We start from the raw sequence: 26,699 nt of genomic DNA on the forward strand, positions 1-26,699 counted from the left end.
GGGACGCCGGACATGGATCTCTCGCGCCTGATCGAACGCAATGCCGCCTTCGCGCCGGACAAGCCGGCGCTGATCTTCGAAGGCGAAGCCATGAGCTATGACGCGTTGGCCCGACGCATCGAGGCCTGCGCGGCCGCGCTGTCAGGCCTCGGCGTCGCAAAGGGCGCCCGGGTCGCGATCGCGAGCCTCAACCGGCCCGACTATCTTGTTCTGCTCTACGCCTGCGCCAGGCTGGGCGCGATCATGGTGCCGATCAACTGGCGCCTCGCCGTACCCGAACAGCTCTTCATCCTGACCGACGCGGAGGTGACGCTCCTGGTGCTGGAGGAGGCGTTCGCAGGAATGCTGTCGGGTTACGCACAGGCTCTTCCAGATGCGACCGCGATCGGGATCGATTTCACACCCGAGAGCGGCTTTCGGCTCGACGACCTGCTGACATCGGCGCCGCCTGCGCTGGCGCCGGCCGGCGCGCCGCACGACCCGCTGCTGATCGTCTACACCTCGGGCACGACCGGGCGGCCCAAAGGCGCCGTGCTGACGCAGGAGGCGCTGTTCTGCAACGGCGTGATGAGCCAGCACATGCACGGGCTGACCGGAAACGACCATGTCCTGACCGTGCTGCCCTTCTTCCATGTCGGCGGGCTCAACATCCAGACGACCCCAGCGCTGCATCAGGGCGCAACGGTGACGATCCATGCCCGGTTCGCACCCAATGCGACACTGGCGAGCCTGACCCGCGAGCGACCCACCCTGACTGTCCTGGTGCCGGCGACGATGCAGGCGCTGATCGCCCATCCCGACTGGCGCGACGCCGACCTGTCCTGCCTGCGCGCCGTCGCGACCGGATCCTCGATCGTCCCGCAGGGGCTGATCGACGCCTTCAACTTGCGCGGCGTTCCGGTCCTGCAGGTCTATGGCGCGACCGAGACCTGCCCGATCGCGATCTATACGCGCCTCGGCGGTGACCTTTCGCGCAAGGGCTCGACCGGGCTGCCGGGACTGTGCTGCGAGGCCAGGACGGTGGACGATGCCGGTGTCGCATGCCCTCCCGGCCAGGCCGGCGAAATCGTCGTGCGCGGCCCCAATGTCTTGAGCCATTACTGGCGCAACCCGGAGGCAACGGCCCAGGCGCTGAGCGACGGCTGGTTCCGCACCGGCGATATCGGCACGTGCGACGCCGACGGCTACTTCACCGTTCACGACCGCCGCAAGAACATGATCATCTCCGGCGGCGAGAACATCTATCCGGCCGAAATCGAGCGCGTGCTGACCGCCCATCCCGCTGTGGTCGAGGCGGCTGTGATCGGCCGGCCCGATCCGACATGGCAGGAAGTGCCGGTCGCCTATGTGCTGGCCCATCCCGATCATCGAGCCAACGAGGCGGCATTGAGGCTCGCACTCACGGCCACGCTCGCGGCCAATCTCGCCCGCTTCAAGCTGCCGCGCGAGATCGTCTTCGTCGCCGACCTGCCGCGCACGGCGCTCGGCAAAGTCCAGCATTTCAAGCTCAAGGCCGAGCAAAGCGGAGGGGATGCATGAGAATCGCGGTTCTGGGCGGGGGCAACGGCTCTTTCGCGGCGGCGGGCGACTTCGCGCTGCAGGGCCATGAGGTCGCGCTCTGGCGCCGCGATGCGCAGGCCGTCGCGGACCATGTCGGCCAAGGCTCGCGCATCGTCGTGAAGGACTTCAACGGTCGCCACGAAACGAAGCTTGCGCTGGCGACGACGGACATGGCGGCAGCGGTCCGCGGCGCCGAACTGATCCTGTGCCCGGCGCCGGCCTTCGCGCAGGAAGACATCGCCAAGGCACTGGCGCCGCATCTGGTCGATGGACAGGTGGTCTATCTGCCGCCCGCGACCTTCGGCTCGATGATCTTCGCCCGCGCGTTGCACGCTTCCGGCAACCGGGCGAAGGTCGCCTTCGCCGAGACCGGCACCCTGCCCTGGCTGGCGCGCAAGCACGGCCCCTTCGAGGTCGCGATCACGATCCGCGCCAAGCGATTGCCGACCGGCGTGCTGCCGCTGGCCCTGGCCGAGCACGCAATCGCCGTGATCGGCCGCGCCTTTCCTGGCGTCATCGAGCCCTGCGGCGATGCGCTGTCGGGCGCGCTGATGAATGCCGGGCCGATCATCCACCCGCCGCTGATCATCATGAATGCCGGACCGATCCAGCATTTCGAGCGCTGGGACATCCACAAGGAAGGCACGCAAGCCGCGATCCGCCGCGTCACCGACGCGCTCGATGCCGAACGTATCGCCGTGCGCGAAGCGCTCGGCTATGGCGGCCCACATTTCCCGCTCGCCGACCATTATGCGAGGGAAGGCGAGGAGTGGATGTATGGCCGCGGCTCGCATGACCGGCTGACCGATTCCGGCGACTGGCGCGAGACGCTCGACCTGACCAGCCATCGCTATATGCGCGAGGATCTGCGCGTCGGCCTGTCCTTCTTCCGTTCCGTCGGCAAGCTCGCGGCTGTCGGCATGCCCCTGAGCGAGGCATTCCTCGCCATCGGCGGCGCCGTCTGCGGCGAAGACTTCCTGAGAGGCGGCCGCACGCTGGCGAGCCTTGGCCTCGGCGAATACGACAGGGCCGCATTGCAAGACCTGCTGAAGCAAGGCTTCCAGCCATGACCGTCCCACGCCCTGCCATTGCCTGCCTCGGCGCCGGCCGCATGGGCCGCGGCATCGCGGTCGCCTTCGCCTATGCGGGGCACGACGTCGGCATCCTCGATCTCAAGGTTCGCAATACGCAGGGCTTCACGGCGCTGGAGAACGAGGCGCTGGGCGAAATCGCAGCCGCCTTCGGCAGTCTCTCGCGCTTCGGCCTGCTCGCTGAAGACGACATTCCCAAGCTGATGGCGCGCGTCCGCGTTGTGCGGGAAAGCGGCATCGAGGCCGCGCTTGCCACATCTGCGATCGTCTTCGAAGGCGTGCCCGAGATCGTCGATCTGAAGCGCGGCGTGCTGGGTCGTGCCGAGGCCGCCATGGCAGCGGATGCGATCCTCGCCTCGACGACCTCGACGATCCTCGTCGACGATCTGTCCGGTGCGCTCGCCCGGCCCGAGCGCTTCCTCAACGCGCATTGGCTGAACCCGGCCTATCTCGTGCCGCTGGTCGAGCTGTCGCCTGGCGCCAAGACAGACCCGGCCGTCACCGCCACGATGAAGGCGCTGCTGGAGGGCATCGGCAAGGTGCCCGTGACCTGCGCCGCGACGCCCGGCTACATCGTGCCGCGCATCCAGGTTCTGGCCATGAACGAGGCCGCCCGCATGGTCGAGCAGGGCGTGGCCAGCGCCGAGGACATCGACAAGGCGATCACCTATGGCTTCGGCTTCCGCTATGCGGTGCTCGGCCTGCTCGAATTCATCGATTGGGGCGGCGGCGACATCCTGCATTATGCCAGCCGATATCTCGAAGGTGCCTTGAACGATTCCCGCTATGCCGCACCGGAGATCATCGGCCGCAACATGGCGGAGGGGCGTATCGGCATGCGCACCGGCCAGGGCTTCCTCGATTATGACGGCAAGGACATCGCCGCCTATCGCGAGCAGCGGCTCGCCGCCATCGCGGGTCTGTTGAAGCATATCGGCCTGACGCGGCCGCCGGTGCTGGATTGAGGCGGTTCAGCGCCTACCCGAACACGTCCTCGAGCTTGCCGTCGCGTACCACGACCCTGTCGTCGAGCGCGATCGTCGTGCCCATGATCGGCAGATCAAAATGACCCTGCGTATAGCGCCCGGCGAACTCGTTGGCTCCGGTCGAGAACAGGAAGTTGCCGGCGACCGCGCGCAGCTCCGTGCCGTTGCTGTCGCGCTGGTCGTACATGGCCAGCGCCTCGTAGCGCGCCGCCGGATTCATGCCGAAGCCGACATGGGAAACTGCATAGGCCTCACGGTCGCCCCAGGCGGCGAGATAGTCGCGCATCAGCGCGGCATCGACGCCCTCTCCTTCCAGCGAGACCATGTAGTCGTTCTCGAACACCATCGTGACCGGGGCCGCGAGATAGCGCTTGAAGGTCAGGTTGATGTCGCCCGGCGCCATCACCACCGTACCGTTGACCGTGCCCTGTGCCGGAAAGCTGACGACGATCCCGCCGGGCCAATGCGCCAGCGTGCCCGGCCGATCGGTCCAGCCCCAGACGCCGACCGTCGAGGCACCGGCCATGTCGATGGTGAGGTCGGTGCCCGCCTTCGATGTCACATGCATGCGCGCCGTGGTGCGCAGCATCTTCGCCGCGGCGCGAACCCGCGTCTCCAGCGCTGGATCCGGGACCATGCGCTCCAACGCCTCGGGGTGCTCGTTGGAGACGACGAGGATGCGGGCGCCGGCTTTCAGGATCGCAGCGGTCTCTGGGGCATGCATCAGCCCTTCCAGCGTGCAGTCGACGACAAAACCGGCCTGGCCGAGCGCGGCGACGACGGGGCCGAGCCCCTGGATGGCGATGCTCGCCCCGGTCGAGCGCACCGGCACGGGCTGGGTATTGCGCGGCGTCGGAAGGACGATATGGAAGGCTTTCGCGCCCAGACGGGCGAGAGCAAGTTCGGCGAGATGAACATTGAGCCGCCGCGACTGCGTCTCGGAGAGGATCGCAGCCGTATCACCCGGCTTGACCGCGCAGCGGGCGAAGATCTCGCAGAAGGCGTCGATCCATTTCGCTTCGATCCGGTCTGCCAGCATGGATGCTTCCTTGATGCTGTGGCGAACCTCGCTCGCCGGGGCGGAGCCTCCCGGGAAGCTCTGGCCATATTACATGAAAAGGCATATTTTCAATCATGAAAGATCGGGAGAGCATGGCATGACGGGCGAGCGTCCGCGCGAGCCGGCAGGCGGCGAGACCGGCGCCCCGTCGCCAGAGGCCCTGCGCCGGGCGCTCGGCCAGTTTCCGACCGGCGTCGCGATCGTCACGGCGATGCGCGACGGCAAGCCGTTCGGCATGACGGTGAACTCCTTCGCCGCCGTTTCGCTGGAGCCCCCGCTGATCCTCTGGAGCGTGGCGCGCTCGGCCTTCAGCCATGACGTCTTCGCGGGGGCCGATGCCTTCGCCGTGCATTTCCTGGGCTCGGGCCATCACGAACTGGCGCTGCGCTTCGCCGGCCGCGCGCTCGACAAGTTCGCGGGCGTGAGCCACCGCGCCGGGCAGACCGGCGCGCCGCTGATCGAGGAACTCGCGCCGACCTTCGAATGCCGGAGCTGGGCGCGCTATCCTGGCGGCGACCACAGCATCATCGTCGGAGAGGTCGTGCGGCTCTTCGAGCGCAGCCACGACCCGCTGCTGTTCCATTCCGGCGTGCTGCGCGGCATCGAAGGCACGCGGCAGCCGCCGAAGCTCGCCGATGACAGCTTCGCGCGGAATTATCTCGCCTATCTGCTGGCGCGGGCGAGTTCGCTGGTCTCGGGCGGCTTCCATGGCGCCCTGCCGCAATGGAACCTGACCGTGCCGGAATGGCGGGTTCTGGCGTGCCTCTCCGATGTCGAGGCGCTCTCGGTCGGCGAACTCGCGGCCATGGCTCTGATGAAGCAGCCGCGCCTGACGCGTGTTCTCGACGGCATGGAGGAGGCCGGGCTGATCGAGCGCCACGGCTCGCGCGAGGACAGGCGGCGAGTCACCATCCATCTGACGCCGTCAGGGCGCGAGCGCGTCGCACCGGTCCTGGTCGCGGCGAAGGCGCATGAGGAAGAGTTCCTCAAGCCCTTCACGCGCGGGGAGAGGCTGGCGATCAAGCAGGCGCTCGACCTGCTGATCGACCGTCATGGCCGGGATTAGGTTTCGCAGACTCACCCTTCCGGGAAGCCGCGCAGCAGATAGCGCCGCGCGCCATAGAGCAGCCCGTTGAGGATAAGGCCGAGCGCCGAGATCGCGATCAGTGGCACGAACATGTCGGCGGTCTGGAAGCTGCGCGCTGCGCGCACCAGCAGATAGCCCAGCCCCTCGGTCGACGAGATCATTTCGGCCAGGAACACGACGATGCAGGAGATCAGCAGGCCGATGCGGCAGCCTGTCAGGATCGAGGGCGCTGCCGCCGGCAGCACGACCTTGAACGATACCTGCCAGGGCGGCGTGCCGGCGGCGCGGGCCGACCAGACCAGCTTCTTCTCGACGCTCGTTGCGCCTTGATAAGTCGCCAGCAGGATCGGGAACAGCGCATCGACCACGACCAGCGTGATCTTCGAGGCATGGTCGAAGCCCAAAATCAGCATGAAGGCCGGATAGAGCGCGACCTTCGGAATCGGCGCGAGCACCCGGATCAGCGGCCGCACGATCGCCCCGACGAGCGGGCTCGCGGCCGCCGCCAGCCCGATGCCGACCCCGAGCATGACGGCGATCGAGAAGCCGGCAAAAAGGCGAAACAGCGTCGCGCTCGCCTGCGACAGGAAATCGCCGGCCGTGACCTGCTGCGCGAAGCGGGCGAGCACCAGGCCGGGTGGCGGCAGCAGCGACGGCGGGGCATGGCCAAAGGCGACGAGGCCATGCCAGAGGCCGATCAGCAGCGCGATCGGCAAGATTCCGAGCAGGGTGCGGCCTGCCATGCCCGCCGTCATGAGAAGCTCAGCGGCATGCCGCCGCGCTGGTCCGACCAGGCGACAAGCCGCGCCCGCAGCGCGTCGAAGGCAATGTCGAGCACGAGGCCAAGCGCGCCGATGATCAGGATCATGGCGAAGACGGTGTCGTACTGCGCCATGTCGAGCGCGTTGAACAGGATGTTGCCGGCACCGGACTGACGCGCGATCATCTCGCTGGTGATCATGGTGATCAGCGCCAGCACGATGCCGGTGCGGCAGCCGACGAGGATCTCGGGCAGCGCCGCCGGCAGGACGATGCGCAGCATGCGCCGGGCGGGACCGAGCCCCATCGCCGCGGCCGACCAGAGCAGCTTCTGCTCGACGGCGCGTGCGCCCTGATAGCTGTGATAGATCATCGGCAGGCTGACGCCGAGGAAGATCACCAGCGTCTTGGAGACATCGCCGACGCCGAGCCAGAGCATGATGATCGGCATCAGCGCCGCCTTCGGCACCGGGTAGATGACCATCAGCAACGGGTTGAAGAAGGCGGCGACCGGCTCCATCCGGCCCATCGCCAGCCCGAGCGGGATCGCGACCGCGGCCGCGAGCGAAAAGCCGATCAGCATCCGCCTGAGCGAATCGAGGATGTTGGCGAGGGATTCGCGATCGCTCAGGATGTCGGGCACGGTCGAGATCGCCTGCAGCGCCGTCGGGACGCTGTCGGTCGCCAGGGCGAGCGCCGCGACCTGCCAGAGCGCGAGCAGGCCGATACAGGCGAGCAGCGCGGCGATCTTGTCCGGGGAGACGCGGCCCGTCATGCCCCGTGCTCCGGAACCTCGTCGATCAGCTTCTCGATCTCGACGATGTATTTCTGGTAGCGCGGATCGAGCAGCAATTCGGCCCGCACGCGCGGGCGCGGCAGGTCGATATCGACCACGGTCTTGATGCGGCCGGGCGAGGAGGTCATCACCACGACCTTGTCGGAGAGATAGACCGCCTCCTCGACCGCATGCGTCACGAAGAGCACGGTCTTGCGGTCGCGCTCCCAGATGTCGAGCAGGTCGTTCTGCAGCCGGGTGCGGGTGTGGGCGTCGAGCGCGCCGAAGGGCTCGTCCATCAGCAGCACGGCGGGATCGTAGGCCAGCGTGCGCGCGATCGCGACGCGCTGCTTCATGCCCCCGGAAAGCTCCTTGGGATAAAAGCTCTCATATTTGGCCAGCCCGACCATGCCGATGAGCCTGCGGGCGCGCTCCTCGGCTTCCGCCTTCGGGACGCCCTGCTGGCGCAGGCCGTAGCAGACATTGCCGAGCACGGTCTTCCACGGGAAGAGCGCGAATTCCTGAAAGACCGGCCCGCGATCAGGCCCGGGCCCGGTGACCGCCTTGCCCTGGACACGGACGGCGCCTTCGGTTGGCTTGACGAACCCGCCGATGATGTAGAGCAGCGTCGACTTTCCGCAACCTGACGGGCCGAGGATCGAAACGAAGGCGCCGCTCTCGATCGAGAGCGAGATATCGGAGATAGCGACGTGGCGGCTACGGCCAGCCGTAGAAAACGCCTGGGTGACGCGATCGATCTCGATCATCGCGGCGGCCGGCCGAGCGATCTCCGGGCTTCGGGGCGGGGCCTCGACCTCCACCCGTGCGAGCGACATCGCCATCGCATCTCCTTCGCGTCGTCGGGCCTGCGCGCATCGAGGCCGAAAGCGAGCCTGCACCGCCCTTGTGCCGGAGTATAGCCCGGCCTCGCCGCCGGGGAACTTCCTTCAAGCTTAAAATTTTTGCGTGACAGCGCGCATTTCAGTCAGCCTCCGGCGTCCTCGCGCCCGAGGCCCGGGAGCTTCGGCTCGGAGAGCTTGAAGATTTCCAGCGCGTCGGCGCCCGGCCCGCGCTGCGCCTGCGCCATCCGGAAAAGCTGGGCCGAGAGGCCGGCCATGGGCACGGGGCTGCCCGTCGCCTGCGCGACGTCGACGACGGTGTCGAGGTCCTTCAGGATCGTGGCGATGGCGCCGATCGGCGGATCGTAGATGCCCTGCGCCATGCGCGGGACAAAGAGCTGCAGCGGGATGGAATCGGCGAAGCCGCCGGCCAGCGCTTCGGGCAGGCGCCCGGCGTCGATGCCGGCATTGACCGCGAGCCGCGTCGCTTCGGCCAGAACCGTCATGGCGCAGCCGGCGATGATCTGGTTGCAGAGCTTGGTGGTCTGCCCCGCGCCCTGCGGGCCCATATGGGTGAAGCGGCGCGCCATCAGCAGGACATAGGGAGCGACCCGCTCGAACTCGCCCACGTCGCCACCCGCCATCACGGCAAGACTGCCCTCGCCCGCCCCCTTGACGCCGCCCGAGACCGGCGCGTCGATCCAGCCCATGCCGTTGGCGGCCCTGAGGCGCGCGGCGATCGAACGCGTTTTCTCCGGATGGATCGAAGAGAAATCGACCACGATCCTGCCCTCGCCCGGTGCCTCGGCGAGGCCGCCCGGCCCGAAGACGACCTCCTCGACGGCCCTGGCATCGGTCAGGCACAGGAAGACGATCTGCGCCGCCTCGGCTGCGGCCCGCGGCGTCGCGACCTTGGTCGCGCCCTGCGCCACCGCCGGTTCGAGCTTAGCGGCGGAGCGGTTCCAGACGCTGACTGGGAAGCCGGCCGCGAGCAGGCGCAGCGTCATCGGCAGCCCCATCAGCCCGATGCCGAGATAAGCGAGAGGGATCGTCTTCGGCATCTCGGTGCTGGGCATCTCCGTCCCGGGCGTCTCGGTCATCGTCTTCTCCAGCTCAACCGAACCAGGGCCATTCAGCCGGCCCCTCATGCGTCACGGCGCCGCCAGGGGCCTGGCCGACGACCTTGGCGTATTTCGCCAGGGCTCCGCCCCGGTGACGCGGCGGGGCCTGCGTCCAGGCGGCGCGCCGGGCCGCCAGTTCGGCCTCGGGAATGAGCAGGTCCATGGTGCGGGCACCGCCATCGATCCTGATCCTGTCGCCGTTGCGGACCAGGGCGAGCGGCCCCCCGATGAAGGCCTCCGGCGAGACATAGCCGATGCACATGCCGCGCGTCGCGCCCGAGAAGCGGCCGTCGGTGACGAGCGCGACCTTCTCGCCCATCCTCTGGCCGTAGATCAGCGCGGTGACGCCGAGCATCTCGCGCATGCCGGGCCCGCCGACGGGCCCCTCATTGCGGATGATCAGCACCTCGCCCTCTTCATAGGCGCGCTCGCGCACCGCCGCAGAGCAGCTTTCCTCGTCCTCGAAGACGCGCGCCGGCCCCTCGAACACCAGGCTCTTCAGGCCGGCGACCTTGATGACCGCGCCGTCCGGACAGAGATTGCCTTTAAGGATCGCGACGCCGCCATCCGCCATGATCGGGGCGGAGAGGGATTTGATGACCTCCCCGTCAGGCGCCGGGCCATCGGCGAATTCCTGCGCCAGCGTCCGGCCCGTCACGGTCAGGACCTCGCCGTGGAGATGGCCGCCCGCGAGCAATTCGCGGATGACGATGCCGACCCCGCCCAGATCATGCACGTCCTTGGCGACATATTTGCCGCCCGGCCTCAGATTGCCGATCAGCGGCGTGCGCGCGAAGACCTCGCCGACATCGTCGAGCGTGAAGCGGATGCCGGCCTCGTTGGCGAGCGCGGGCAGATGCAGCGCGGCATTGGTCGAGCCGCCGGTCGCAGCCACGATCGCCGCGCCGTTCTCCAGCGACTGCCGCGTGACGATGTCTCGCGGCAGCGGGCCGCCACGCAGCAGCATCTCCATGATCAGCCGCCCGGCGCCGCGCACCATCTGGGCGCGTTCGGCATAGACGCCCGGCACCATCGAGATATTGGGCAAGGAGAGGCCCATGGCCTCGGAGACCATCGCCATGGTGTTGGCAGTGAACTGGCCGGCACAGGCGCCGATCGTCGGCAGGCAGGCGCGCTCGATCTTCTCCAGCATCGCCTCGTCCATGTCGCCGGTCGAGACGGCGCCCACCGCCTCGTAGGAATCGAGCGCCGTCAGATCGCGACCCTGGAAGCGGCCCGGCAGCGCGCTGCCGCCATAGATGAAGATCGAGGGCACGTTGCAGCGGATCATGCCCATCATCACGCCCGGCAGCGTCTTGTCGCAGCCGCCGAAGCCGATCAACGCGTCATAGGCGAGACCATGGACCACCGCCTCGATCGAATCGGCGATGATCTCGCGCGAGAGCAGCGAGAATTTCATGCCCTCATGATTCATGCTGATGCCGTCGGACACCGAGATGGTGGCGAATTCGCGCGGCGTGCCGCCGGCCTCGAGAATGCCCTGCTTGGCCGCATCGACCTGGAAGCCATGCGTCATGTTGCACGGCGTCTGCTCGCCTTTCATACTGACGACGCCGATCATCGGCTTGGCGATGGCGGCATCGTCCAGCCCCATGGCGCGCATGAAGGCGCGGTGCGGCGTGCGGTCGAGCCCGTCGGTGGTGACGCGCGAACGCCACGGGCGATTGGAGGGCTTCATCGCAACGTCCTCGACAGGGGCGCCGACGCGGCGGCGGTCACGGCGGCAAGGCGGGTAGCAGCCGGCTCTTGCCGCTGGCTTATTTTATGCTTGAAATAATTCATCGGCCGTGAGCCGTAAATCAAGTCGGAAAGACGACGGAGAGGGAAACGGGATGAAGAAGCTTGCTCTCGGGGCGCTGGCCGCTCTCGCGCTTTCGGCCGGCGCCGCACAGGCCCAGCAAAAGATCCGTGTCGGCTGGACGATCCCCGCCGAGGAATCGAAGTACTGGATGATGCGCCGCCCGGCCGAGTTCCCGGACCTCGGCAAGAGCTATCAGATCGAATGGGTGCAGTTCCAGGGCACCTCGCCGATGACGCAGGCGCTCGCCGCCGGCGCGCTGGATTGCGCCACGCAGGGCGTGCTCTCGCTCGCCCAGGGCGTCGCCGGCGGCAATCTCAAGGCCTATATCGTGGCGCAGCACGTCTTCGAGAAGCCCGGCGGCTTCTCCGTCTACTGGGCGGTGAAGGACGACTCTCCGATCAAGTCGATCGCCGACCTGAAGGGCAAGACCGTCGGCATCAGCGTGCTCGGCGGCGGAACATACGGTCCCTTCGCGATGCTGCTGAACGGCGCCGGCGTCGATCCGCAGAAGGATATCAAACTGGTCGAGGTCGGCTTCGCCTTGTCGGAGGACGCGGTTCGCGCCGGCCGCGTCGACGCGGTCAACATGAACCAGCCCTTCGCGGCCCGCGCCGAAGCCAAGGGCGGCCTGCGCAAGCTGTTCTCGCTCTCGGAAGCGATGCCGAACATCGTCCACATCCTCGATGCCTGCCGGGCCGATTTCGTCGAGAAGAACCCGGACGCGGTGAAGGCCTATGTCCGCGACCTGACCAAGGGCATGAAACTGGCGCTCGCCAACCGCGAGGAGACGCTGAAGGTCGTCTCCGAAACATTGAAGGCTCCGATTCCGGTGCTGGAGAGCTATCTGCTGAAGGACAACGACTTTGGGCGCGATCCGGGTGCGGCGCCGAATTTCCCGGCGATTCAGAAGATGCTCGACATCTATGCGCAGACCGGGATGCTGCCGAAGCTCGATGCGGCCCAGTTCAAGGGGCCTATAACCGCACCGATCCAATAGCCGCAGTCACCGGATGCCTGCCGCCGCGGGCGTCCGTCCTCAACGCCGGGTCGCGCCGATACGCTGCCCGGCGTCTGCCGTTTTGGCGTTGGCCCGCTAACGGCGGGGTGGCGGCCAGCGGGGTGGATGGGTTCGCATGATCCTGCCCTGCGTCAGCCACAGACGCCATCGGTTGCCACCGGCGATCCTCGCCATGCGGTGCGGCTGTATTCCCGCTGAGTCTGCACCTGGTGAAGAAGCGACTGTCGGGACATTGCATCCCCGACTCGTCATGGAATCCTCCAATCCCCGATGTGGCAGGAAGCTAAGCCGGTGGGCGTGAGACTGACATGACTCAATCTCAATGATTTCAAGGGGGTGGAAGTGGCGGAGACGGAGGGATTCGAACCCTCGATACCCTTGTGGGGTATGCTCATTTAGCAAACGAGTGCCTTCAGCCTCTCGGCCACGTCTCCGTTGGATGCTCTATGCCCGATCGGCGCTCGCTTTGACAAGCCATCGAACGGACAAATCCTGCGGGTTTCCGCATCGGGGGAGGGTCCGCGCTTCGATGCGTGCGGATGGTTATCGCAAAGCTGTCAAAGCGACTGGACAGCCCGTTCGCCACCGACTATACCGCGCCGACCAACAGGGACGCGCCGCAACGCTTCCCCGGCGCCCAGATAGCTCAGTTGGTAGAGCATGCGACTGAAAATCGCAGTGTCGCTGGTTCGATTCCAGCTCTGGGCACCATTTCCCTCCGAGATCGACCCGTTTAACGCTTCAAGCCGTTCGGGTGCTTTGAGTCAGCGCGACCCGCAAACGCGGGCTGCCGCTCTTGCCCGGCATCGGGCTGCCGCTCTTGCCCGGCATGACGACGGCGTTGCCGATCAGCGGTGACGGGGCCACGGCACCGAAGAACGCGATTCGACCGAATCGTGGATCGCGATAGTCAAAACGAGCAACGGCGGGAGCGACCTGCTGGCCTGCAGGCTCTACCGCTTCAGGACAGGCGGCGGTCCTGGATGTCGAGGATGCGGTCGCAGATCGCCCTGTGTTCGGCGAGAAGCTCCTGCAGCGGCGTCAGCGGCCTGAAGGCGCGGGCGTCGTGCTCGTCCTGCGCTTCGCTGGCCCAGGCCTCGATCGCCTCGTCGGCTGCCCGCATCTGCTGCTCGCGCTGGACATCTGTGGCTGGCTCGCCCTGCTCCTGCGCAATGCGCAGCGCAATTCTGCGTCGAAGCGCCTGCTCGGCTTCCAGCACCAGTTCGAGTTCGTCGGTGTAGGCCATGACATACATTTCCGCGAGCGCGGCCGCGCGATGGCCCGGACTATAGCGCAAATGGAAAGGGCGGCAGATCCCTGCCGCCCCTCCGTCATCTTATCCGCCGCATGCGGCCCGGCATCTACTGGACGATCCCGCGCTTGATCAGCCCGTCGATATCGCAACGGCAGGAGCTGCCGACCGGTAGCGGCGGCGCAGGGCAGGCGCCCCGGGAGGTCGCGCAGATCCCCCGGCCGCGGCGGTGGCGCGGACCTTCGTCATAGTATCCGCGGCGGCGGTCATAGCCCCGGTCGTAGCCACGATCGGGTTCCTGGTAGCGCGGGCGCGGCTGGTACTCCGAGGGCGGCGGGCGGTAACCCGGACGCATCGGCCCGAACGGGTCGCCATAAATCTGCGCGCCGGCCGAGGTCGCCGACATCAGCGTCGCGCCAACCATCGCCATCAGTGCGAGCTTACGAAGCATCATGCATTTCCTCTCAGCTTGTGCCACCGCACAGCCATCAAAGGCCGGGCAGGCGATAATGTTCCGGATAGCAGCGCGTTCATGAATGGCGGGTGAAACGCTGCGACCCGGCTCACGCCTCATCGTCCTGACGCGGCGGCAGGCCGGTCTCTGTCTCCTCGACCGGCTCGCCGGGGATGACATAGGAGCCCTTCAACCAGCGCCCGAGATCGATGTCAGCGCACCTTGGCGAACAGAAGGGCTTGTAGCGCACGACGGCCGGCTTGCCGCAGATGGGGCAAGGCCGGGCCGGAGCAGATCTGGCGGCCGGCGGCGTATTCTCGTTGTCAGCCATATTTGAGCGTGATGCCTCCATCGACGACCAGTTCGATGCCGGTCACATAGCGCGCTTCGTCACTGGCGAGGAACAGCGCCGCATGGGCGACGTCCCAAGCCTCGCCCATATGGCCCATCGGGACCTGCGCGTCACGCGCCGCCCACATCGCGTCGACGTCGCCCTCGCCATAGGCCTCGGCGAGGCCGGCGGAATGCTCGACCATCGGCGTCTTCATCAGGCCGGGCAGGATCGCGTTCACGCGGATCTTCTGGGGCGCGTATTGGACGGCGGTGGTGCGGGTGAGCTGGTTCAGCCCCGCCTTGGTGGCCGAATAGCTGGCATAGGGCACGCCGGTATGGCGGATCGAGGCGATCGACGAGATGTTGATGATCGAGCCGCCCTCCCCGTTCTCCTCGAACTGGCGCTGCATCACCGGGATGACATGCTTCATCGTCAGGAAGGCGCCGGTCAGGTTGACCCGGAAGACGCGCTCCCAGACCTCCTCCGAGAGCTCGACGACGCCGCCGACCTCGGCGATGCCGACATTGTTGTCGAGGATGTCGATGCGGCCGAAGCGGCCGAGCGTCTGCGCCACGAGATCGGCGACCGCCTCGGCCCTGGTGACGTCGGCCTGGACGGCGAAAGCCTGGCCGCCCTCGTTCTGGATCAGCGCCGCGGTCTCCTCCGCCGCGTCACGGTTGATGTCGGCGCAGACCACCCTCGCCCCTTCGCGGGCGAAGACCATGGCTGTGGCCTTGCCATTGCCCCAGCCCGGCCCGATCGAGCCTGCGCCGGCCACGATCGCGACCTTGCCCCTCAGACGTCCCGTCATGTCTGATCCCTCCCTGCGGCGCGCTTTGTACGTCGGCGCAACCGTCGCGCGTAGGATCGGGAGTCGCGAGGCGTGGCGCAAGGGTTGGAACCCCGACAATGATAGCGGTCGGCTGCCGGACTGCGCCGACACCCGCCCCGCGCGGGCGCGGGGCGGCGAAGCATGAGGGGCAGCGGAGCGCCGCGAGGCGCGGTATCAGGGTCCGCATCCATTGGCCAGGATGCGGCGCGAAGGGATTAAGCCACCCTCCGCACGCCCCGTGGCGCTCCGCTCATCGGCGATTTCGGACTCCGGGCCGCGCTTATCGGGTCTTTGGCCAGCCTCCGCCGCGAGCCCTTTCGACGCCAGTTCGGCTCATCGCCTCGTCGCGTCTACTCCGGCATGGGACGAAGGCCTGATGCCGCCGACCGTTCCAGCGAGCTCCTCGCACAGGGACCGTAGTATCCCCAGGGCGGTTCCCGAAGCCTCCCGAGTCTGGTGTGTGAGACCAGCCGCAGGCGCCGCCCCCACCCCCACCAACGGCACACCTCCGGATGGCTGCCCCTCGGGGATGAGGTGGAGGGATTATGGAGGTGGAGTGGAAGGCGGGGATTAGTTTTGCGGCGTGGCAAATGCGCCAGGAGCTGACATTGGGCTATCGCCGAGAAGCGGACTTTTGCCAGACCACAAAGCGGAGGTCCGCTCCCAACCCAAGTCTGACTTCAGCCTGGACGAGTGATCTGCTACTCGGCCCATGCCGCGATCCGTTCCGCGATCGCCTCGGGGTCAGCCGGCCAGTCGGTTTTCCGTGACACCGGCCCGCAACCTTCAGAATGTGATAGCTCGCGGCAAGGAAGCCGGAGCTGGTTCATCAGAAGGTCCCGCAGGCGGCAGCGGCGGAATAGTCAGAGCCAGCGGCGAACCTCGGCCTCGTAGCGGCGGTAGTCGTCGCCGAATTTCGCTTCGAGATAGCGCTCCTCGCGGGCGATCACCTGCGTCTGGATCGCGATCAGCACCAACGGGAGCAAGGCGAAGGCGATCGGCCCGTCGAAGCCGATCGCAAGGCCGGCATAAATAAGCGCCATGCCGAGATACATGGGATTGCGGGTCCACCGATAGGGACCGGTCGTTGCAATGAGGGTCGTTGGCTGCGACGGCGGAACGTTGGTGCCCAGCCGCCGGAACAGCCCCGCCGCCGCAAGCATCACCGCCGCGCCGGCAACGAACAGCGGTGCGCCCGTCGCGACCAGCAACCGCCAGTCGATACCGAAAGAGCGCAGGGTGACGAACCGCTCCGCCGCCAGCCCCAAGAGCAGCGCTCCCAGATAGAGGAAGGGTGGAGGGAAGCGCACACCCGCGCTGTCCGGTTCGACGGCCATGCTCATCCTCCAATCTGTGTCTTCTCAAACCAGCATCGACTGCTGGGCGGAGATCCCCGCCATCGCACCTTGCGCTGATGCCTGAGTGACCGAGGGCATTCCGGGATTGGCGAGGTCGCCGGCGGCGTAGATGCCGGGCATGCTGGTTTCGCGGCGCTCGTCGACCTTGAGGGCGATGCCGAGGGGCGTATCGACCGTGGCGAGGCCCAGTGATTCATGCAGGCTTGCGGACGGCTTGTTGCGCGGATGCGCGAACAGGATGTCGACCGCGACATCGGGGCCGGTATCGAGCTTGATGGTGGCATCATGGCTCCCGTGACGGGCGACCCCGATGATCCGCCCATCAACGACAGGTACCTGGCGGCCCGCCAGATCGGCCCGCATGTCGGGTGCGATGTCGTGACCATCGGCGAAGACCGTCAACCTATCGGTCCAGTCGTGAAACAGCCTGACCTGATTCATCGACTGCGGACCCGACCAGATGAGGCCCCAATGCTGGCCGGCGACTTCGAAGCCGTCGCAATAGGGGCATGGGATGATGGATGAGCCCCAGCTTTCGGCATATCCCGGAACAGCAGGCATCTGGTCGACAACGCCATAACTCAGGATCAGGCGGCGCGCCTTCAGGCTTTCGCCATCGCCGGTGAGGACGGAGAAATTGTCGATGGTACCGGAGATGCCGTCGGCGCGGGCATTGACCATCCTGATCGCAGGATAGCGCGCCAGTTGCTGCCGCGCCTCGGCCAGGATGTCGGACGGCGGCTTGTGATCGTGGCCGAGCACTCCGTGCGAGCGGCCCGCAAAGCGATTGCGCGGCAGGCCGGTATCGAGAACGGTGACCTTGCGGCGGGCACGGCCGAGCTGCAAGGCGCCGGCGAGACCGGCAAAGCTGCCGCCGATGATGATGACGTCATCCATGACGATAGGCTCCTTGTTGTGGATGGAAGAGGATGGGCCGGACTTGGCGTTGGCCGGGGCGCGGGCGATGCCGATGGCGGAAAGCGCCGCGGCCAGCTTCAGCAGGGTTCGTCGCTGCATGGATCTCTCGTATTTCAGGCCGTCGATCGTCCGACAAATGCTCTTGCGCATTTTTGATACTACATGGTATCGTAATACGAGAATTACGATACTGTCAAGGACTGGAATTGTCGTGACCGAAAGTAGCCCGGGCCGGCGCGGCCGGCCCGCCAACGAGGCGCTTGGCCAAACGATAGTCGACGCCGCGTTCGAACTCTTTGTGGAATTGGGTTTTCAAGCGACGACCTTGGACAAGGTCGCCCAGCGAGCGAGGATATCCAAGCTCAGCATCTATCGGCACTTCGAGAACAAGGAGGCGCTGTTCAGCGCGGCCATCGCGACCCACTGCCATCAGTTTGCGCCACAGGCCCTTTTTGAAGGCGTCGACGGTTCGGCCGAAGATCAGCTCATGGCGGTGGGAACATCCCTGATTCGCACGCTGTTGAGCCCGGACGTCCGCAGTGTCGAAGCCATGATCATGGCCGACAAGACGAACCAAAAATCGTTAAGCAAACTGTTTTACGAAGCCGGCCCCGCCTATGTCATCGCCCAAATCGAGGCCCTGTTGCGTCAGTTGCACGCGAAGGCGGTTCTGAACGTGCCCGATCCTCTCCGGTCCGCCCGCTTATTTGCCGCGCTTATCAAAGGATCCGATCTCCTGATTATCGCACGCTTCGATCAGGCGAGAGCAGAGGACGACAACGAAATCGAATCCTATTGCCGGTCGGCTGTCGCCATGTTCATCGCCGCGCACGGTGGCAACGACCACGCGGGTGGATTGCCCAGTTAAGAACGGATCAGAATGCCCAAAAGCGGACTTCCACCGCGTCACCGAAGGGCCAATCCTTGGCGCGCGATATATAGCCGAGCTGAACCGCCCGAAACCGGACGCTAAGAATGTCAGGAAGGGGCCATCAGCCCCGCTCACCCCACATTCATCCAGCCAAACCGCACCGGAAACCCCTCTCCCCCCAGCAGGTTGACCGTCTCGTGCAGCGGCAATCCCACTACGGCCGTGTAGGAGCCGACGAGCTTGACGACGAAGGAGCCGGCGATGCCCTGGATGGCATAGCCGCCCGCCTTGCCGCGCCATTCGCCCGAGGCGAGATAGGTCTCGATGTCCTCGTTCGAGAGGCGCTTGAAGCGCAGCCTGGTCTCGACGACGCGCTCGCGGATCGCGCCGGACGGCGTGACGAGCGCGACCGCGGTGTAGACCCGGTGCGCCCTGCCCGAGAGCAGGCGCAGGCAGGCCGCGGCCTCGTCGACGATCTCGGCCTTGGGCAGGATGCGCCGGCCGACCGCGACGACGGTGTCGGCGGCGACGATGTAGCAGCCTTCGAGATCGGGCCGGCTCGCGGCGCCGACACGCGCGGCCTGCGCCTTCTCGCGGGCGAGGCGGCGGGCGAGATCGCGCGGGCGCTCGCCCTTCAGCGGCGTCTCGTCGAGATCGGTCGGCAGCATCGCATCGGGCTTCAGCCCGGCCTGCTCGAGCAGGGCCAGGCGGCGCGGCGAGGCGGAGGCCAGCACCAGCATCGGCCGCCAGCCGGGATGTTTGGGAGAGGCGAAAAAGCTCAAGGGCAGCCCGACGAGGTTCCGACGCGGCCCGAACGCCGCGCTGCGCCAACAGCCTCTAGAGCATTTTCCGCGATGGATAAATCCGTCTCGCGCACCCTACTCAAGACCCCTGCGCCCGACGGTGAGGCTGCCACGGCCATGGGGCGGCCATTCACCGTGCGCATAAAATGAGCAGGAAAACCGAGCCGTATTGCATTGCACACAGAGGCGGGAACCGCCACATTGCGCTTTCGTATGTCGTCGCGGCCGCCATGCGGGGATCGTCCCTCCGACATCCCGTCCCGAAGCCCGGAGTAGCTCACCACATGGCGCCATCGACCAGGAAGCCCCGTTCCGCCAGCGCAGCGAGGGTGGAAGCGCAGGCGCTTGCAAGCAAGATGATGACGCTCCAGGCCGATGCCGGGCTGACGATCGCGATGCGGATGCCGTTGCTGATGAAGGGCGCGCTGGGCGACAGCCGCGGTCAGCGCGAGGCCGCCAAGGCCGTCAGCGAGAAGGTCTCGGCCGTCATGGAGAGCGGCTTCGCCGCCAGCCAGGCCACCGCGATGTTCTGGTGGGGGATGGCACTCAATCCACTCGCCAGCGTCGATCTCGCCGAGGAAGCCGCCAAGGTCGCCAACAGCACGCTCGAGCCGTTCTCCAAGCGCACCCGCGCCAATGCGGCGCGGCTGACCGGCCGCCGGCGCTGAAGCGCGACGGCTTCGGCCTTCGCCTCTGATCAGCCGGGCTCGGCGGGTGCCTCGGGCGGCAACGCCATCGCCGCCTGATACTCGCGATCGAGCTTGCGGTAGCGCGCCGCGCTGAGCGGGATCAGGGCGAGATAGGCGATGACGATCAGGGCCAGCACCTCGAAGGGATAGGCGAAGAGCAGGCCCGCCACGACCACGACCGCGACGAAGATCGGCAGCACCCGGTCACGCGGGATGCGCGTGCCCAGCGTCTTTCCGGCATAGCAGGGGATGCGCGAGATCGTCAGGAAGGCGATGAAGAGGATATAGAGCCCCACCGGAACGGCGCCGTAATCCTGCACGGGCACGCCGATGAAATGCAGGTAGAGCGGCAGCATGGCCGTGATCGCGCCGGCCGGCGCCGGCATGCCGACGAAGAAGTTCTTCTGCCATTCCGGCCGGTCGGGATCGTCGATCATGACGTTGAAGCGGGCGAGGCGGAGCGCCATCGCGCAAGCCAGCGTCAGCACGATGATCCAGCCGAAGGATCTGAGGTCGTGCAGCACGAAGATCCACAGGACATAGCCGGTAGCGACGCCGAAATTGACGAAGTCCGAGAGTGAATCAAGTTCCGCGCCGAAGCGCGACGTGCCCTTGAGCATGCGCGCGAGCCGGCCGTCGACGCCGTCGAGCGCCGCCGCGATCAGGATGCAGATCGTCGCCGTCTCCAGCTTGCCCTCGACGACGAGGCGCATCGCGGTCAGGCCGAGGCACAGCGCCAGAAGGGTGATGACGTTGGGCGCGATTAGGCGGAACGGGATCGGCTTGAAGCGGGCGCGCCGCGATTCGGCGCGCTCGGGCTCGAAGGGAGGAAACAGGTCGCTCATGCGAGCGGGAATACGCGGTTTTGAGGTCGGAGGCTAGGCGGGATGGCATTCGAAGGCGCGGGATCCCCTCTCCTGTAAGGAGAGGGGTAGGGGTGAGGTGCTGGCCGCTGGACCAGCGGAGTATCACCTCACGGCGTAGCGGCGGTGAGGTCACAGCCATAGCGACAGACGGCCGACACCTCACCCTGCCCTCTCCTTACAGGAGAGGGTTCCCCGCGCCTTCTCCTGAAAGGTCAAATCCCCCGGAACATCCGCGCCGCCGCTTCGCTGCCGGCGAAATCGGCCAGCACCGTCTCGCCCGCCAGGGCCGTCTGGCCCTCGCCGACCAGAGGGGCGACGCCGACGGGCAGATAGACATCGACGCGCGAGCCGAAGCGGATCAGGCCGAAGCGCTCGCCGGTGCCGATGACGTCGCCCTCCTTGACGAAGGGGACGATACGGCGCGCGATCAGGCCGGCGATTTGGACGACGCCGACGATGCCGGCCGGGGTCTCGATCGCGAGCGCGTTGCGCTCGTTGTCGTCGCTCGCCTTGTCGAGTTCGGCGTTCAGGAAGAGGCCTGGCGTATAGGCCATCTTGACGATGCGACCCGGCACCGGGGCGCGGTTCACATGGCAGTCGAAGACGTTCATGAAGATCGAGATGCGCGTCATCTGCTCGGCCGGAAGGTTCAACTCCGGCGGCGGCAGGGCCGAGGCGATCTGGCTGATGCGGCCATCCGCCGGCGAAATCACCAGCCCCTCGCGCTGCGGCGTGATCCGGATCGGATCGCGGAAGAAGTAGCAGATCCAGATGGTGATGATCGCGCCGATCCAGCCGAAGGGCGACCAGAGATTGGCGAGCACGATCGTCGCGACCAGCGCGATGGCGATGAAGACGTAGCCCTCCTTGTGGATGGGCACGATCACCTTGCGGACGGAATCGACGAGCGACATGGGCAAAGTCCCGTAATGTGGCTGCGCGCCTCGCGCGCATGATGCGTTTGCGGCGGCATTTTCAGCCGCAGCTCGTGGCGCTGTTTAGGAGGTTCGGCGCGCCGGGGGAAGAGCCGGCCGCGGCCGCCACACGGAACCCCTGCCCGCCCAACCCGTTGCCCGTTGGAGGCGTGCGACAAGCGAGGAGGTTGCCATGGCGAAATCAGCGGCGAAGCGGAAGGCGGACAAGCCGAAGGCAGGCAAGGCCGGGAAGGCCGCGGGCAGGCAGCAGCGGCGCATCCAGAAGCAGGTCGCACGGGCCGAGGTGAAACCGGCGAAGTCCCGCCCGGGCGCCATGCAGGCCGGCGCGCGGCTCTATCCGGAGCCGCCCTTCAAGAAGCAGCACCAGCCCAAGCCGGGCTCGGAGGCGGCTCTCGACCCCGCGCCGATGTATGACGCGCCCTACTACAAGGGCTCCGGCAAGCTCGAGGGCAAGGTCGCCATCATCACCGGCGGCGATTCCGGCATCGGACGGGCGGTGGCCGTGCTGTTTGCCCGCGAGGGGGCAGATGTCGCGATCCTCCATCTCGGGGAAGACCGGGATGCGGCCGACACGCTCGCCGCGATCGAGGCCGAGGGGCAGCGCGGCATGGAGATTTCAGGCGATGTCCGCGACGCACAGTTCTGCCGGAAGGCAGTCGAGAAGGTGGTCAAGGCGTTCGGCCGGCTCGACATCCTCGTCAACAATGCCGCCTTCCAGGTCCATGCGCCGCGCTTCGAGGATCTGACCGAGGAGCATTTCGACACGACGCTCAAGACCAATCTGTACGGCTATTTCCACATGGCGCAGGCCGTGCTGCCGCATATGGGCAATGGCGGGGCGATCGTGAATTCGGGCTCGGTCACCGGCCTGCTCGGCAACAAGGACCTGATCGACTATTCGACCACGAAGGGCGGGATCCACGCCTTCACCCGCTCGCTGGCGACGCATCTGGTGCCGCGCGGCATCCGCGTCAACGCGGTCGCGCCCGGCCCGGTCTGGAGCCCGCTCAACCCCTCCGACAAGACGGCCGAGGATGTCGCGCAGTTCGGCGCGAAAACCCCGATGCAGCGACCGGCACAGCCGGAGGAGATCGCGCCGGCCTATGTCTTCCTCGCCTCGGCACAATGCTCGAGCTACATCACGGGCGAGATCCTGCCGATCATCGGCGGTTACAATGGCGGCTGAGAACGAGCGCATTCGCGCCCCAATCCGAGCAGAGCATGGCGCCATGACCACGCAGAGCAACACGTGACGACACTCGCCGCCCTGGATACGACGCCGTCCTCCGGTCTGGTCGAAAGCCGGCGACCGGCCCTGTCAGTGATCGCCTCGCTGCTGCGCAACCCGCTGCAGGCGATGCCAAGGGAAGTCTATCGCGAGAAGCTCGTGCTGGCGAAGACCGGCGGACGCACCAGCCTCTATGTCTGCGATCCGCCGCTGATCCAAGAGGCGCTCACCAAACAGGCCTCCTCGCTGGGCAAGGGCGACCTCATCCGCCGGGTCCTCGGCCCCGCCATCGGCGAGGGGTTGCTGACGGCGGACGGCGCGCATTGGCGCTGGCAGCGCCAGGCGGTCGCCTCCGGCTTTCAGCACGAAAGGCTGCTCGGTTTCCTGCCGGCGATGATCGCTGTTGCCGAGGCGACGCGCGAGCGTTGGCAAGCCGTATCAGCGCCGCTCGACATCGGCCACGAAATGATGCGCACGACCTTCGACATCATCGTGGAGACGATGCTGTCGGGCTCGCAGGCGCTCGATGTCGGCAAGGTCGAACGGGCGATCTCGGACTATCTCGAACCGACGAATTTCATGTTCGTCTACAACCTGTTCGGCGCGCCCGACTGGCTACCTTATCCCGGTCGCCGCAAGGCGCGAGCCTCGGTCGCTTATCTGCGCGAGAGCCTGGACGGGCTGGTGGCGCAGCGCCGTGCCGACGGAATGAGCCGCGGCGACCTGCTCGATATGCTACTTGATACCTCCGATCCGGAGACCGGCCGGGCGATGGGCGACGCCGAGATCGTCGACAACCTCCTGACCTTCGTCACCGCCGGCCATGAGACGACGGCGCTCGGCCTCGCCTGGACGCTGCATCTGCTCACCCAGCATCGTGAATACGAGGCGGCCGTGCTCGGCGAGATCGCCGGCGTCAACGGCGGCGGGCCCTTGCTGCCGGAGCACGTCGCCGCCCTGCCCCTGACCAAGGCGGTGTTCCAAGAGGCGATGCGGCTCTACCCGCCCGCGCCCGTCATCACGCGGCAGGTCGAGGCGCCGTTCACGCTCGGCGGCGTTTCGCTGAAGCCGGGCATGGTGCTGTATGTGCCGATCCAGGCCGTGCATCGCCATGAAAAGCTCTGGGAGCGGCCGGAACAGTTCGACCCCGGCCGGTTTGCCCCGGACGCTGCGCGCGGGCGGCATCGCTACGCCTATCTGCCCTTCGGCTCGGGGCCGCGCATCTGCATCGGCAGCGCCTTCGCCACGATGGAGGCGGTCGCGATCCTGGCCGTGCTGCTGCCGGCGTTGCGGCTGCAGCCGCTCTCCACCACGCCGCCGGAACCCACCCTCAAGATTACGCTACGGCCGAAACAGCCGCTGCGGATGAGGGCCTATCCGCGCTCGTGAACGAGAGCGGTGTCAGGCCGGCGCGCGATAGGTGGTGAAGCGCCGCGCGGCCAGCCAGGTCAGCACGACGAAGGCGACGAACAGCAGCCCTTCCGAAATCGCGAAAGGCGGTTCGGACTGGGTCGGCGCCAGAGCGCGCAACGCCGGGACTTTCGAGAAGAGCTGCGCCACCAGGACGAAGAGCAGCAGATAGAAGCTGATCATCACCGTGATGGCGTAGGTGCGGCGCCAGACCCCGTCGAGACGGCGGGCATAGAGCGCGAAACCCGCGATTCCGACGAGCACCAGCGAGATCGTGCCGATGATGTGCGACGGCAGCACGCCATTGAAGGGAAAGCCGAAGCCGGTCGCGCTCGTCGCAAAGGCGGTCGAGAGGAAGACACCGGTCCAGCCTGGCCGGATATGCCCGTTCAGCAGGCCGGCCGCGACGGGAAAACCCGCCACGATGGCGATCAGGCTGAGCCAGGTATGAAACCCTACGAATGTGGTCGGATCGAACATGGCAAGCCCCCCGGCTCTCGAACGCGGAGCCGGAGGCTCCTCTTGCGTCAAGATGCAGGAAGCGCGCCGCAGATGCGAGCGGTTTCAAACTGTGGCGTCGCCTTTTCCCACGCGGGAGAAGGGGAGCCCCATTCACGGCGTCAGGCTCACCCGCACGCTCGGCTCCTCCTCTGCGGTGGCGCGCTGCAGCGTCGCCTTGGCCTCGTCGACCTGGCGCTGGCGGTTCCAGAGCGCAGCGTAGATGCCGTTCGCGGCGAGAAGGTCGCGGTGGTGGCCGCGCTCGGCGATCAGCCCCTTGTCGAGCACGATGATCTCGTCGGCATTGATGACGGTCGAGAGGCGGTGAGCGATGACGAGCGTCGTGCGCCCTTCGCTGACACGGTCGAGCGCGTCCTGAATCTCCTTCTCGGTGAAGGAATCGAGCGCCGAGGTGGCCTCGTCCAGCACCAGCACCGGCGGGCCCTTCAGGATGGTGCGGGCGATGGCGACACGCTGCTTCTCGCCGCCCGAGAGCTTGAGGCCGCGCTCGCCGACCGAGGTGGCGTAGCCCTCGGGCAGCGACTTGATGAAGCGGTCGATCTGGGCAAGGCGCGCGGCCTCCTCCATCTCCGCCTCGGTGGCGTCGGGGCGGCCATAGCGGATGTTGTATTCGATCGTGTCGTTGAACAGCACCGTGTCCTGCGGGACCATGCCGATGGCTGCACGCAACGAGACCTGCTGCACGTCCGCGATCGGCTGGCCGTCGATCAGGATGCGCCCCTTCTGCGGCTCGTAGAAGCGGAAGAGCAGGCGCGAGATCGTCGACTTGCCGGCGCCGGAAGGGCCGACGATGGCGATCGTCCGGCCGGCGGGCACGGTGAAGGAAATGCCCCTCAGGATCGGCCGCTCCGGGATATAGGCGAAATGCACGTCCTCGAAGCGCACCTCTCCCGCCGGCACCGTGAGCGGCGGCGCGCCGGGCCTGTCCTGGATCTCCGGATCCTTGCCGATCAGCGAGAACATCTGCTCGATGTCGAGCGTCGCCTGCTTGATCTCGCGATAGACGGTGCCCATGAAATTCAGGGGCATGTAGAGCTGGACCAGCATCGCGTTGATCAGCACGAAGTCGCCAACGGTGTGCGTGCCAGCGCGAACACCCTGCACCGCCATCACCATCGAGATGGTCAGGCCGATCGCGAAGATCGCGGCTTGGCCGAAATTGAGCCAGGCCAGTGAGGTGTAGGCCTTGACGGAATTGCGTTCATAGCGCGCCATCGAGCGGTCGTAGCGCGCCGTCTCGCGGGCTTCCGCGCCGAAATACTTCACCGTCTCGTAGTTCAGCAGCGAATCGATCGCCTTGGAATTGGCGTCGGTGTCGGACTCGTTCATCTGCGCCCGGATGGCGATGCGCCATTCCGTCGCCTTGATGGTGTAGACCATATAGGTCGTCACCATGACGACCAGCACGACGACATAGACCCAGTCGAACATCACCAGCAGCACGGTGATGATCAGCGCGAGCTCGATCACCACCGGCACGAGCTGGTTCAGGCCGAGCCGGACCATCTCCTCGATGCCATTGCGGCCGCGCTCGAGCACGCGCGTCAGCCCGCCGGTCTTGCGCTCCAGATGGAAGCGCAGCGAAAGGTGGTGCAGATGGCCGAAGGTCTGCAGCGCCAGCGTGCGCACCGCATGCATGAAGACCGGCGCGAAGACGGCGTCGCGGAGCTGGATGAAGGCGGCCGAACCGACCCGGGCCAGGCCATAGAGCACGGTGAGCGCCAGCGGCGCGCCGACCAGCCAGGGCAGCCAGCGTTCGAGCGTCGAGGGCGTGCTCGCCAGCGCGTCGGTGGCCCATTTGAACGTGAAGGGCACACCCATCAGGATGAGCCGCCCCGTCACCAGCAATGCGAAGGCGATGATCACCCGCCGGCGCAGATCGGTGCGATCCGCCGGCCAGAGATAGGGCCAGAGCGCGCGGAAGGTCTCGACGAAGCCCGAGCCAGGCTTGAGCAAGGCGGGGCGTGCGAAGGTCGGCGCCGGAGGCGGCACGGCTGGCGGAGGCATCTTGGGACGATTCCAGGTTGGGGCGCTGATATAGGCGCAATCCCCGGCAAATGCATCTGGGCTGGCACAGGGGCGGGATTGCAAAGGCTGCTGCCTTGCTTACGT

General features: G+C 66.8%; 26 protein-coding genes and 2 tRNA genes. 10 read left to right on the forward strand and 18 right to left on the reverse strand.

The window, feature by feature from the left end; translation table 11 throughout:
• The first annotated feature begins 12 nt into the window (after positions 1 to 12).
• From AC1RMY_RS18595 to AC1RMY_RS18605, 3 genes are read left to right on the forward strand one after another with little or no spacing between them, the layout of a single operon-like run.
• Positions 13 to 1,539, forward strand: a complete 1,527-nt coding sequence (locus AC1RMY_RS18595; protein ID WP_492867007.1) for a class I adenylate-forming enzyme family protein — start codon at positions 13 to 15, stop codon at positions 1,537 to 1,539.
• Positions 1,536 to 2,630 carry an NAD/NADP octopine/nopaline dehydrogenase family protein gene (locus AC1RMY_RS18600; RefSeq protein ID WP_492867009.1) on the forward strand — a complete coding sequence of 365 codons (1,095 nt, stop codon included), beginning with the start codon at positions 1,536 to 1,538 and terminating at the stop codon, positions 2,628 to 2,630. The genes AC1RMY_RS18595 and AC1RMY_RS18600 overlap by 4 nt, the downstream gene beginning before the upstream one ends.
• Positions 2,627 to 3,616 carry a 3-hydroxybutyryl-CoA dehydrogenase gene (locus AC1RMY_RS18605; protein WP_492867011.1) on the forward strand — a complete coding sequence of 330 codons (990 nt, stop codon included), beginning with the start codon at positions 2,627 to 2,629 and terminating at the stop codon, positions 3,614 to 3,616. Before AC1RMY_RS18600 ends, AC1RMY_RS18605 begins: the two co-directional genes overlap by 4 nt.
• Positions 3,617 to 3,629: 13 nt before the next feature.
• Here the strand turns inward: AC1RMY_RS18605 and AC1RMY_RS18610 are convergent, their stop codons facing one another.
• Positions 3,630 to 4,676, reverse strand: coding sequence for a 2,5-dihydroxypyridine 5,6-dioxygenase NicX family protein (locus AC1RMY_RS18610; protein WP_492867012.1), 1,047 nt, complete (start codon positions 4,674 to 4,676; stop codon positions 3,630 to 3,632).
• Between the two features lie 118 nt (positions 4,677 to 4,794).
• Here AC1RMY_RS18610 and AC1RMY_RS18615 point away from each other — a divergent pair, with 118 nt between their 5' ends.
• Positions 4,795 to 5,763, forward strand: coding sequence for a flavin reductase (locus AC1RMY_RS18615; protein WP_492867014.1), 969 nt, complete (start codon positions 4,795 to 4,797; stop codon positions 5,761 to 5,763).
• An 11-nt stretch (positions 5,764 to 5,774) separates the two neighbouring features.
• On the opposite strand, the gene AC1RMY_RS18620 is transcribed toward AC1RMY_RS18615, so the two are convergent.
• From AC1RMY_RS18620 to ilvD, 5 genes are all read right to left on the reverse strand, one after another.
• Entirely contained in the window at positions 5,775 to 6,527 is a 753-nt protein-coding gene (locus AC1RMY_RS18620; RefSeq protein WP_492867015.1) for an ABC transporter permease, read from the reverse strand.
• An 8-nt stretch (positions 6,528 to 6,535) separates the two neighbouring features.
• On the reverse strand, positions 6,536 to 7,318 hold the full coding sequence (locus AC1RMY_RS18625; RefSeq protein ID WP_492867016.1) for an ABC transporter permease: 783 nt from the start codon (positions 7,316 to 7,318) through the stop codon (positions 6,536 to 6,538).
• The gene (locus AC1RMY_RS18630; protein ID WP_492867197.1) at positions 7,315 to 8,154 is read right to left on the reverse strand and encodes an ABC transporter ATP-binding protein; all 840 of its coding nucleotides are present in this window, start codon (positions 8,152 to 8,154) and stop codon (positions 7,315 to 7,317) included. Before AC1RMY_RS18630 ends, AC1RMY_RS18625 begins: the two co-directional genes overlap by 4 nt.
• 149 nt (positions 8,155 to 8,303) lie before the next feature.
• Positions 8,304 to 9,257, reverse strand: a complete 954-nt coding sequence (locus AC1RMY_RS18635) for an NAD(P)-dependent oxidoreductase (RefSeq protein ID WP_492867018.1) — start codon at positions 9,255 to 9,257, stop codon at positions 8,304 to 8,306.
• Positions 9,258 to 9,270: 13 nt separating this feature from the next.
• Positions 9,271 to 10,977, reverse strand: a complete 1,707-nt coding sequence (gene ilvD, locus AC1RMY_RS18640; protein WP_492867020.1) for a dihydroxy-acid dehydratase — start codon at positions 10,975 to 10,977, stop codon at positions 9,271 to 9,273.
• A 154-nt stretch (positions 10,978 to 11,131) separates the two neighbouring features.
• On the opposite strand from ilvD, the gene AC1RMY_RS18645 reads away from it, so the two are divergent.
• On the forward strand, positions 11,132 to 12,097 hold the full coding sequence (locus tag AC1RMY_RS18645; protein ID WP_492867021.1) for an ABC transporter substrate-binding protein: 966 nt from the start codon (positions 11,132 to 11,134) through the stop codon (positions 12,095 to 12,097).
• A gap of 364 nt (positions 12,098 to 12,461) precedes the next feature.
• Here AC1RMY_RS18645 and AC1RMY_RS18650 read toward each other — a convergent pair.
• Positions 12,462 to 12,552, reverse strand: a tRNA-Ser gene (locus tag AC1RMY_RS18650).
• A 201-nt stretch (positions 12,553 to 12,753) separates the two neighbouring features.
• On the opposite strand from AC1RMY_RS18650, the gene AC1RMY_RS18655 reads away from it, so the two are divergent.
• Positions 12,754 to 12,829: transfer RNA gene (locus tag AC1RMY_RS18655), tRNA-Phe, on the forward strand.
• Positions 12,830 to 13,079: 250 nt separating this feature from the next.
• Here AC1RMY_RS18655 and AC1RMY_RS18660 read toward each other — a convergent pair.
• The 6 genes from AC1RMY_RS18660 to AC1RMY_RS18685 form a co-directional block, all read right to left on the reverse strand.
• Positions 13,080 to 13,364, reverse strand: coding sequence for a hypothetical protein (locus tag AC1RMY_RS18660; protein WP_492867023.1), 285 nt, complete (start codon positions 13,362 to 13,364; stop codon positions 13,080 to 13,082).
• Between the two features lie 115 nt (positions 13,365 to 13,479).
• Positions 13,480 to 13,824: a hypothetical protein gene (locus AC1RMY_RS18665; RefSeq protein ID WP_492867025.1), complete on the reverse strand. Its 345-nt coding sequence runs from the start codon at positions 13,822 to 13,824 to the stop codon at positions 13,480 to 13,482.
• A gap of 109 nt (positions 13,825 to 13,933) precedes the next feature.
• Positions 13,934 to 14,155 carry a DNA gyrase inhibitor YacG gene (gene yacG / locus AC1RMY_RS18670; RefSeq protein WP_492867027.1) on the reverse strand — a complete coding sequence of 74 codons (222 nt, stop codon included), beginning with the start codon at positions 14,153 to 14,155 and terminating at the stop codon, positions 13,934 to 13,936.
• Positions 14,148 to 14,969, reverse strand: a complete 822-nt coding sequence (locus AC1RMY_RS18675) for an SDR family NAD(P)-dependent oxidoreductase (protein ID WP_492867029.1) — start codon at positions 14,967 to 14,969, stop codon at positions 14,148 to 14,150. Before AC1RMY_RS18675 ends, yacG begins: the two co-directional genes overlap by 8 nt.
• A gap of 884 nt (positions 14,970 to 15,853) precedes the next feature.
• The gene (locus AC1RMY_RS18680; protein WP_492867031.1) at positions 15,854 to 16,327 is read right to left on the reverse strand and encodes a methyltransferase family protein; all 474 of its coding nucleotides are present in this window, start codon (positions 16,325 to 16,327) and stop codon (positions 15,854 to 15,856) included.
• 24 nt (positions 16,328 to 16,351) lie between these two features.
• Positions 16,352 to 17,245, reverse strand: a complete 894-nt coding sequence (locus AC1RMY_RS18685) for an NAD(P)/FAD-dependent oxidoreductase (protein ID WP_492867198.1) — start codon at positions 17,243 to 17,245, stop codon at positions 16,352 to 16,354.
• Between the two features lie 232 nt (positions 17,246 to 17,477).
• Between AC1RMY_RS18685 and AC1RMY_RS18690 the strand changes: the two genes are divergently transcribed.
• Entirely contained in the window at positions 17,478 to 18,134 is a 657-nt protein-coding gene (locus AC1RMY_RS18690) for a TetR/AcrR family transcriptional regulator (protein ID WP_492867033.1), read from the forward strand.
• A 134-nt stretch (positions 18,135 to 18,268) separates the two neighbouring features.
• Here the strand turns inward: AC1RMY_RS18690 and AC1RMY_RS18695 are convergent, their stop codons facing one another.
• On the reverse strand, positions 18,269 to 18,877 hold the full coding sequence (locus AC1RMY_RS18695) for a Maf-like protein (protein ID WP_492867200.1): 609 nt from the start codon (positions 18,875 to 18,877) through the stop codon (positions 18,269 to 18,271).
• 419 nt (positions 18,878 to 19,296) lie between these two features.
• Here AC1RMY_RS18695 and AC1RMY_RS18700 point away from each other — a divergent pair, with 419 nt between their 5' ends.
• On the forward strand, positions 19,297 to 19,608 hold the full coding sequence (locus AC1RMY_RS18700; RefSeq protein WP_492867035.1) for a hypothetical protein: 312 nt from the start codon (positions 19,297 to 19,299) through the stop codon (positions 19,606 to 19,608).
• A 29-nt stretch (positions 19,609 to 19,637) separates the two neighbouring features.
• Here the strand turns inward: AC1RMY_RS18700 and AC1RMY_RS18705 are convergent, their stop codons facing one another.
• Together AC1RMY_RS18705 and AC1RMY_RS18710 are read right to left on the reverse strand one after the other, a co-directional pair.
• Positions 19,638 to 20,474, reverse strand: coding sequence for a CDP-alcohol phosphatidyltransferase family protein (locus tag AC1RMY_RS18705; RefSeq protein ID WP_492867037.1), 837 nt, complete (start codon positions 20,472 to 20,474; stop codon positions 19,638 to 19,640).
• A 233-nt stretch (positions 20,475 to 20,707) separates the two neighbouring features.
• A complete protein-coding gene (locus AC1RMY_RS18710) occupies positions 20,708 to 21,415 on the reverse strand; it encodes a phosphatidylserine decarboxylase (protein ID WP_492867039.1) in 708 nt (235 codons plus the stop codon).
• Between the two features lie 187 nt (positions 21,416 to 21,602).
• Between AC1RMY_RS18710 and AC1RMY_RS18715 the strand changes: the two genes are divergently transcribed.
• Together AC1RMY_RS18715 and AC1RMY_RS18720 are read left to right on the forward strand one after the other, a co-directional pair.
• Positions 21,603 to 22,616 (forward strand): SDR family oxidoreductase, encoded by a 1,014-nt coding sequence (locus AC1RMY_RS18715; protein ID WP_492867040.1) that lies wholly within the window; start codon positions 21,603 to 21,605, stop codon positions 22,614 to 22,616.
• 63 nt (positions 22,617 to 22,679) lie between these two features.
• The gene (locus tag AC1RMY_RS18720; RefSeq protein WP_492867042.1) at positions 22,680 to 24,047 is read left to right on the forward strand and encodes a cytochrome P450; all 1,368 of its coding nucleotides are present in this window, start codon (positions 22,680 to 22,682) and stop codon (positions 24,045 to 24,047) included.
• Positions 24,048 to 24,059: 12 nt separating this feature from the next.
• Here AC1RMY_RS18720 and AC1RMY_RS18725 read toward each other — a convergent pair whose 3' ends face one another.
• Together AC1RMY_RS18725 and AC1RMY_RS18730 are read right to left on the reverse strand one after the other, a co-directional pair.
• Positions 24,060 to 24,548, reverse strand: a complete 489-nt coding sequence (locus AC1RMY_RS18725) for a hypothetical protein (protein WP_492867044.1) — start codon at positions 24,546 to 24,548, stop codon at positions 24,060 to 24,062.
• Positions 24,549 to 24,680: 132 nt separating this feature from the next.
• The gene (locus AC1RMY_RS18730; RefSeq protein ID WP_492867046.1) at positions 24,681 to 26,594 is read right to left on the reverse strand and encodes an ABCB family ABC transporter ATP-binding protein/permease; all 1,914 of its coding nucleotides are present in this window, start codon (positions 26,592 to 26,594) and stop codon (positions 24,681 to 24,683) included.
• Positions 26,595 to 26,699 lie beyond the last annotated feature (105 nt).

This window comes from Allobosea sp. GW822-FHT03F07, assembly GCF_058801345.1.

Excerpts from the sequence above, each read along its gene's own strand:
- AC1RMY_RS18630 (WP_492867197.1), bottom strand. The coding sequence starts at position 8,154 with ATGTCGCTCGCACGGGTGGAGGTCGAGGCCCCGCCCCGAAGCCCGGAG.
- AC1RMY_RS18645 (WP_492867021.1), top strand. The coding sequence starts at position 11,132 with ATGAAGAAGCTTGCTCTCGGGGCGCTGGCCGCTCTCGCGCTTTCGGCC.
- AC1RMY_RS18680 (WP_492867031.1), bottom strand. The coding sequence starts at position 16,327 with ATGGCCGTCGAACCGGACAGCGCGGGTGTGCGCTTCCCTCCACCCTTC.
- AC1RMY_RS18600 (WP_492867009.1), top strand. The coding sequence starts at position 1,536 with ATGAGAATCGCGGTTCTGGGCGGGGGCAACGGCTCTTTCGCGGCGGCG.
- AC1RMY_RS18685 (WP_492867198.1), bottom strand. The coding sequence starts at position 17,245 with ATGGATGACGTCATCATCATCGGCGGCAGCTTTGCCGGTCTCGCCGGC.
- AC1RMY_RS18595 (WP_492867007.1), top strand. The coding sequence starts at position 13 with ATGGATCTCTCGCGCCTGATCGAACGCAATGCCGCCTTCGCGCCGGAC.
- ilvD (WP_492867020.1), bottom strand. The coding sequence starts at position 10,977 with ATGAAGCCCTCCAATCGCCCGTGGCGTTCGCGCGTCACCACCGACGGG.
- AC1RMY_RS18605 (WP_492867011.1), top strand. The coding sequence starts at position 2,627 with ATGACCGTCCCACGCCCTGCCATTGCCTGCCTCGGCGCCGGCCGCATG.
- AC1RMY_RS18700 (WP_492867035.1), top strand. The coding sequence starts at position 19,297 with ATGATGACGCTCCAGGCCGATGCCGGGCTGACGATCGCGATGCGGATG.
- AC1RMY_RS18660 (WP_492867023.1), bottom strand. The coding sequence starts at position 13,364 with ATGGCCTACACCGACGAACTCGAACTGGTGCTGGAAGCCGAGCAGGCG.
- AC1RMY_RS18715 (WP_492867040.1), top strand. The coding sequence starts at position 21,603 with ATGGCGAAATCAGCGGCGAAGCGGAAGGCGGACAAGCCGAAGGCAGGC.
- AC1RMY_RS18620 (WP_492867015.1), bottom strand. The coding sequence starts at position 6,527 with ATGGCAGGCCGCACCCTGCTCGGAATCTTGCCGATCGCGCTGCTGATC.
- AC1RMY_RS18615 (WP_492867014.1), top strand. The coding sequence starts at position 4,795 with ATGACGGGCGAGCGTCCGCGCGAGCCGGCAGGCGGCGAGACCGGCGCC.
- AC1RMY_RS18625 (WP_492867016.1), bottom strand. The coding sequence starts at position 7,318 with ATGACGGGCCGCGTCTCCCCGGACAAGATCGCCGCGCTGCTCGCCTGT.
- AC1RMY_RS18725 (WP_492867044.1), bottom strand. The coding sequence starts at position 24,548 with ATGTTCGATCCGACCACATTCGTAGGGTTTCATACCTGGCTCAGCCTG.
- AC1RMY_RS18705 (WP_492867037.1), bottom strand. The coding sequence starts at position 20,474 with ATGAGCGACCTGTTTCCTCCCTTCGAGCCCGAGCGCGCCGAATCGCGG.
- yacG (WP_492867027.1), bottom strand. The coding sequence starts at position 14,155 with ATGGCTGACAACGAGAATACGCCGCCGGCCGCCAGATCTGCTCCGGCC.
- AC1RMY_RS18695 (WP_492867200.1), bottom strand. The coding sequence starts at position 18,877 with ATGCTGGTGCTGGCCTCCGCCTCGCCGCGCCGCCTGGCCCTGCTCGAG.
- AC1RMY_RS18665 (WP_492867025.1), bottom strand. The coding sequence starts at position 13,824 with ATGATGCTTCGTAAGCTCGCACTGATGGCGATGGTTGGCGCGACGCTG.
- AC1RMY_RS18675 (WP_492867029.1), bottom strand. The coding sequence starts at position 14,969 with ATGACGGGACGTCTGAGGGGCAAGGTCGCGATCGTGGCCGGCGCAGGC.
- AC1RMY_RS18610 (WP_492867012.1), bottom strand. The coding sequence starts at position 4,676 with ATGCTGGCAGACCGGATCGAAGCGAAATGGATCGACGCCTTCTGCGAG.
- AC1RMY_RS18730 (WP_492867046.1), bottom strand. The coding sequence starts at position 26,594 with ATGCCTCCGCCAGCCGTGCCGCCTCCGGCGCCGACCTTCGCACGCCCC.
- AC1RMY_RS18635 (WP_492867018.1), bottom strand. The coding sequence starts at position 9,257 with ATGACCGAGACGCCCGGGACGGAGATGCCCAGCACCGAGATGCCGAAG.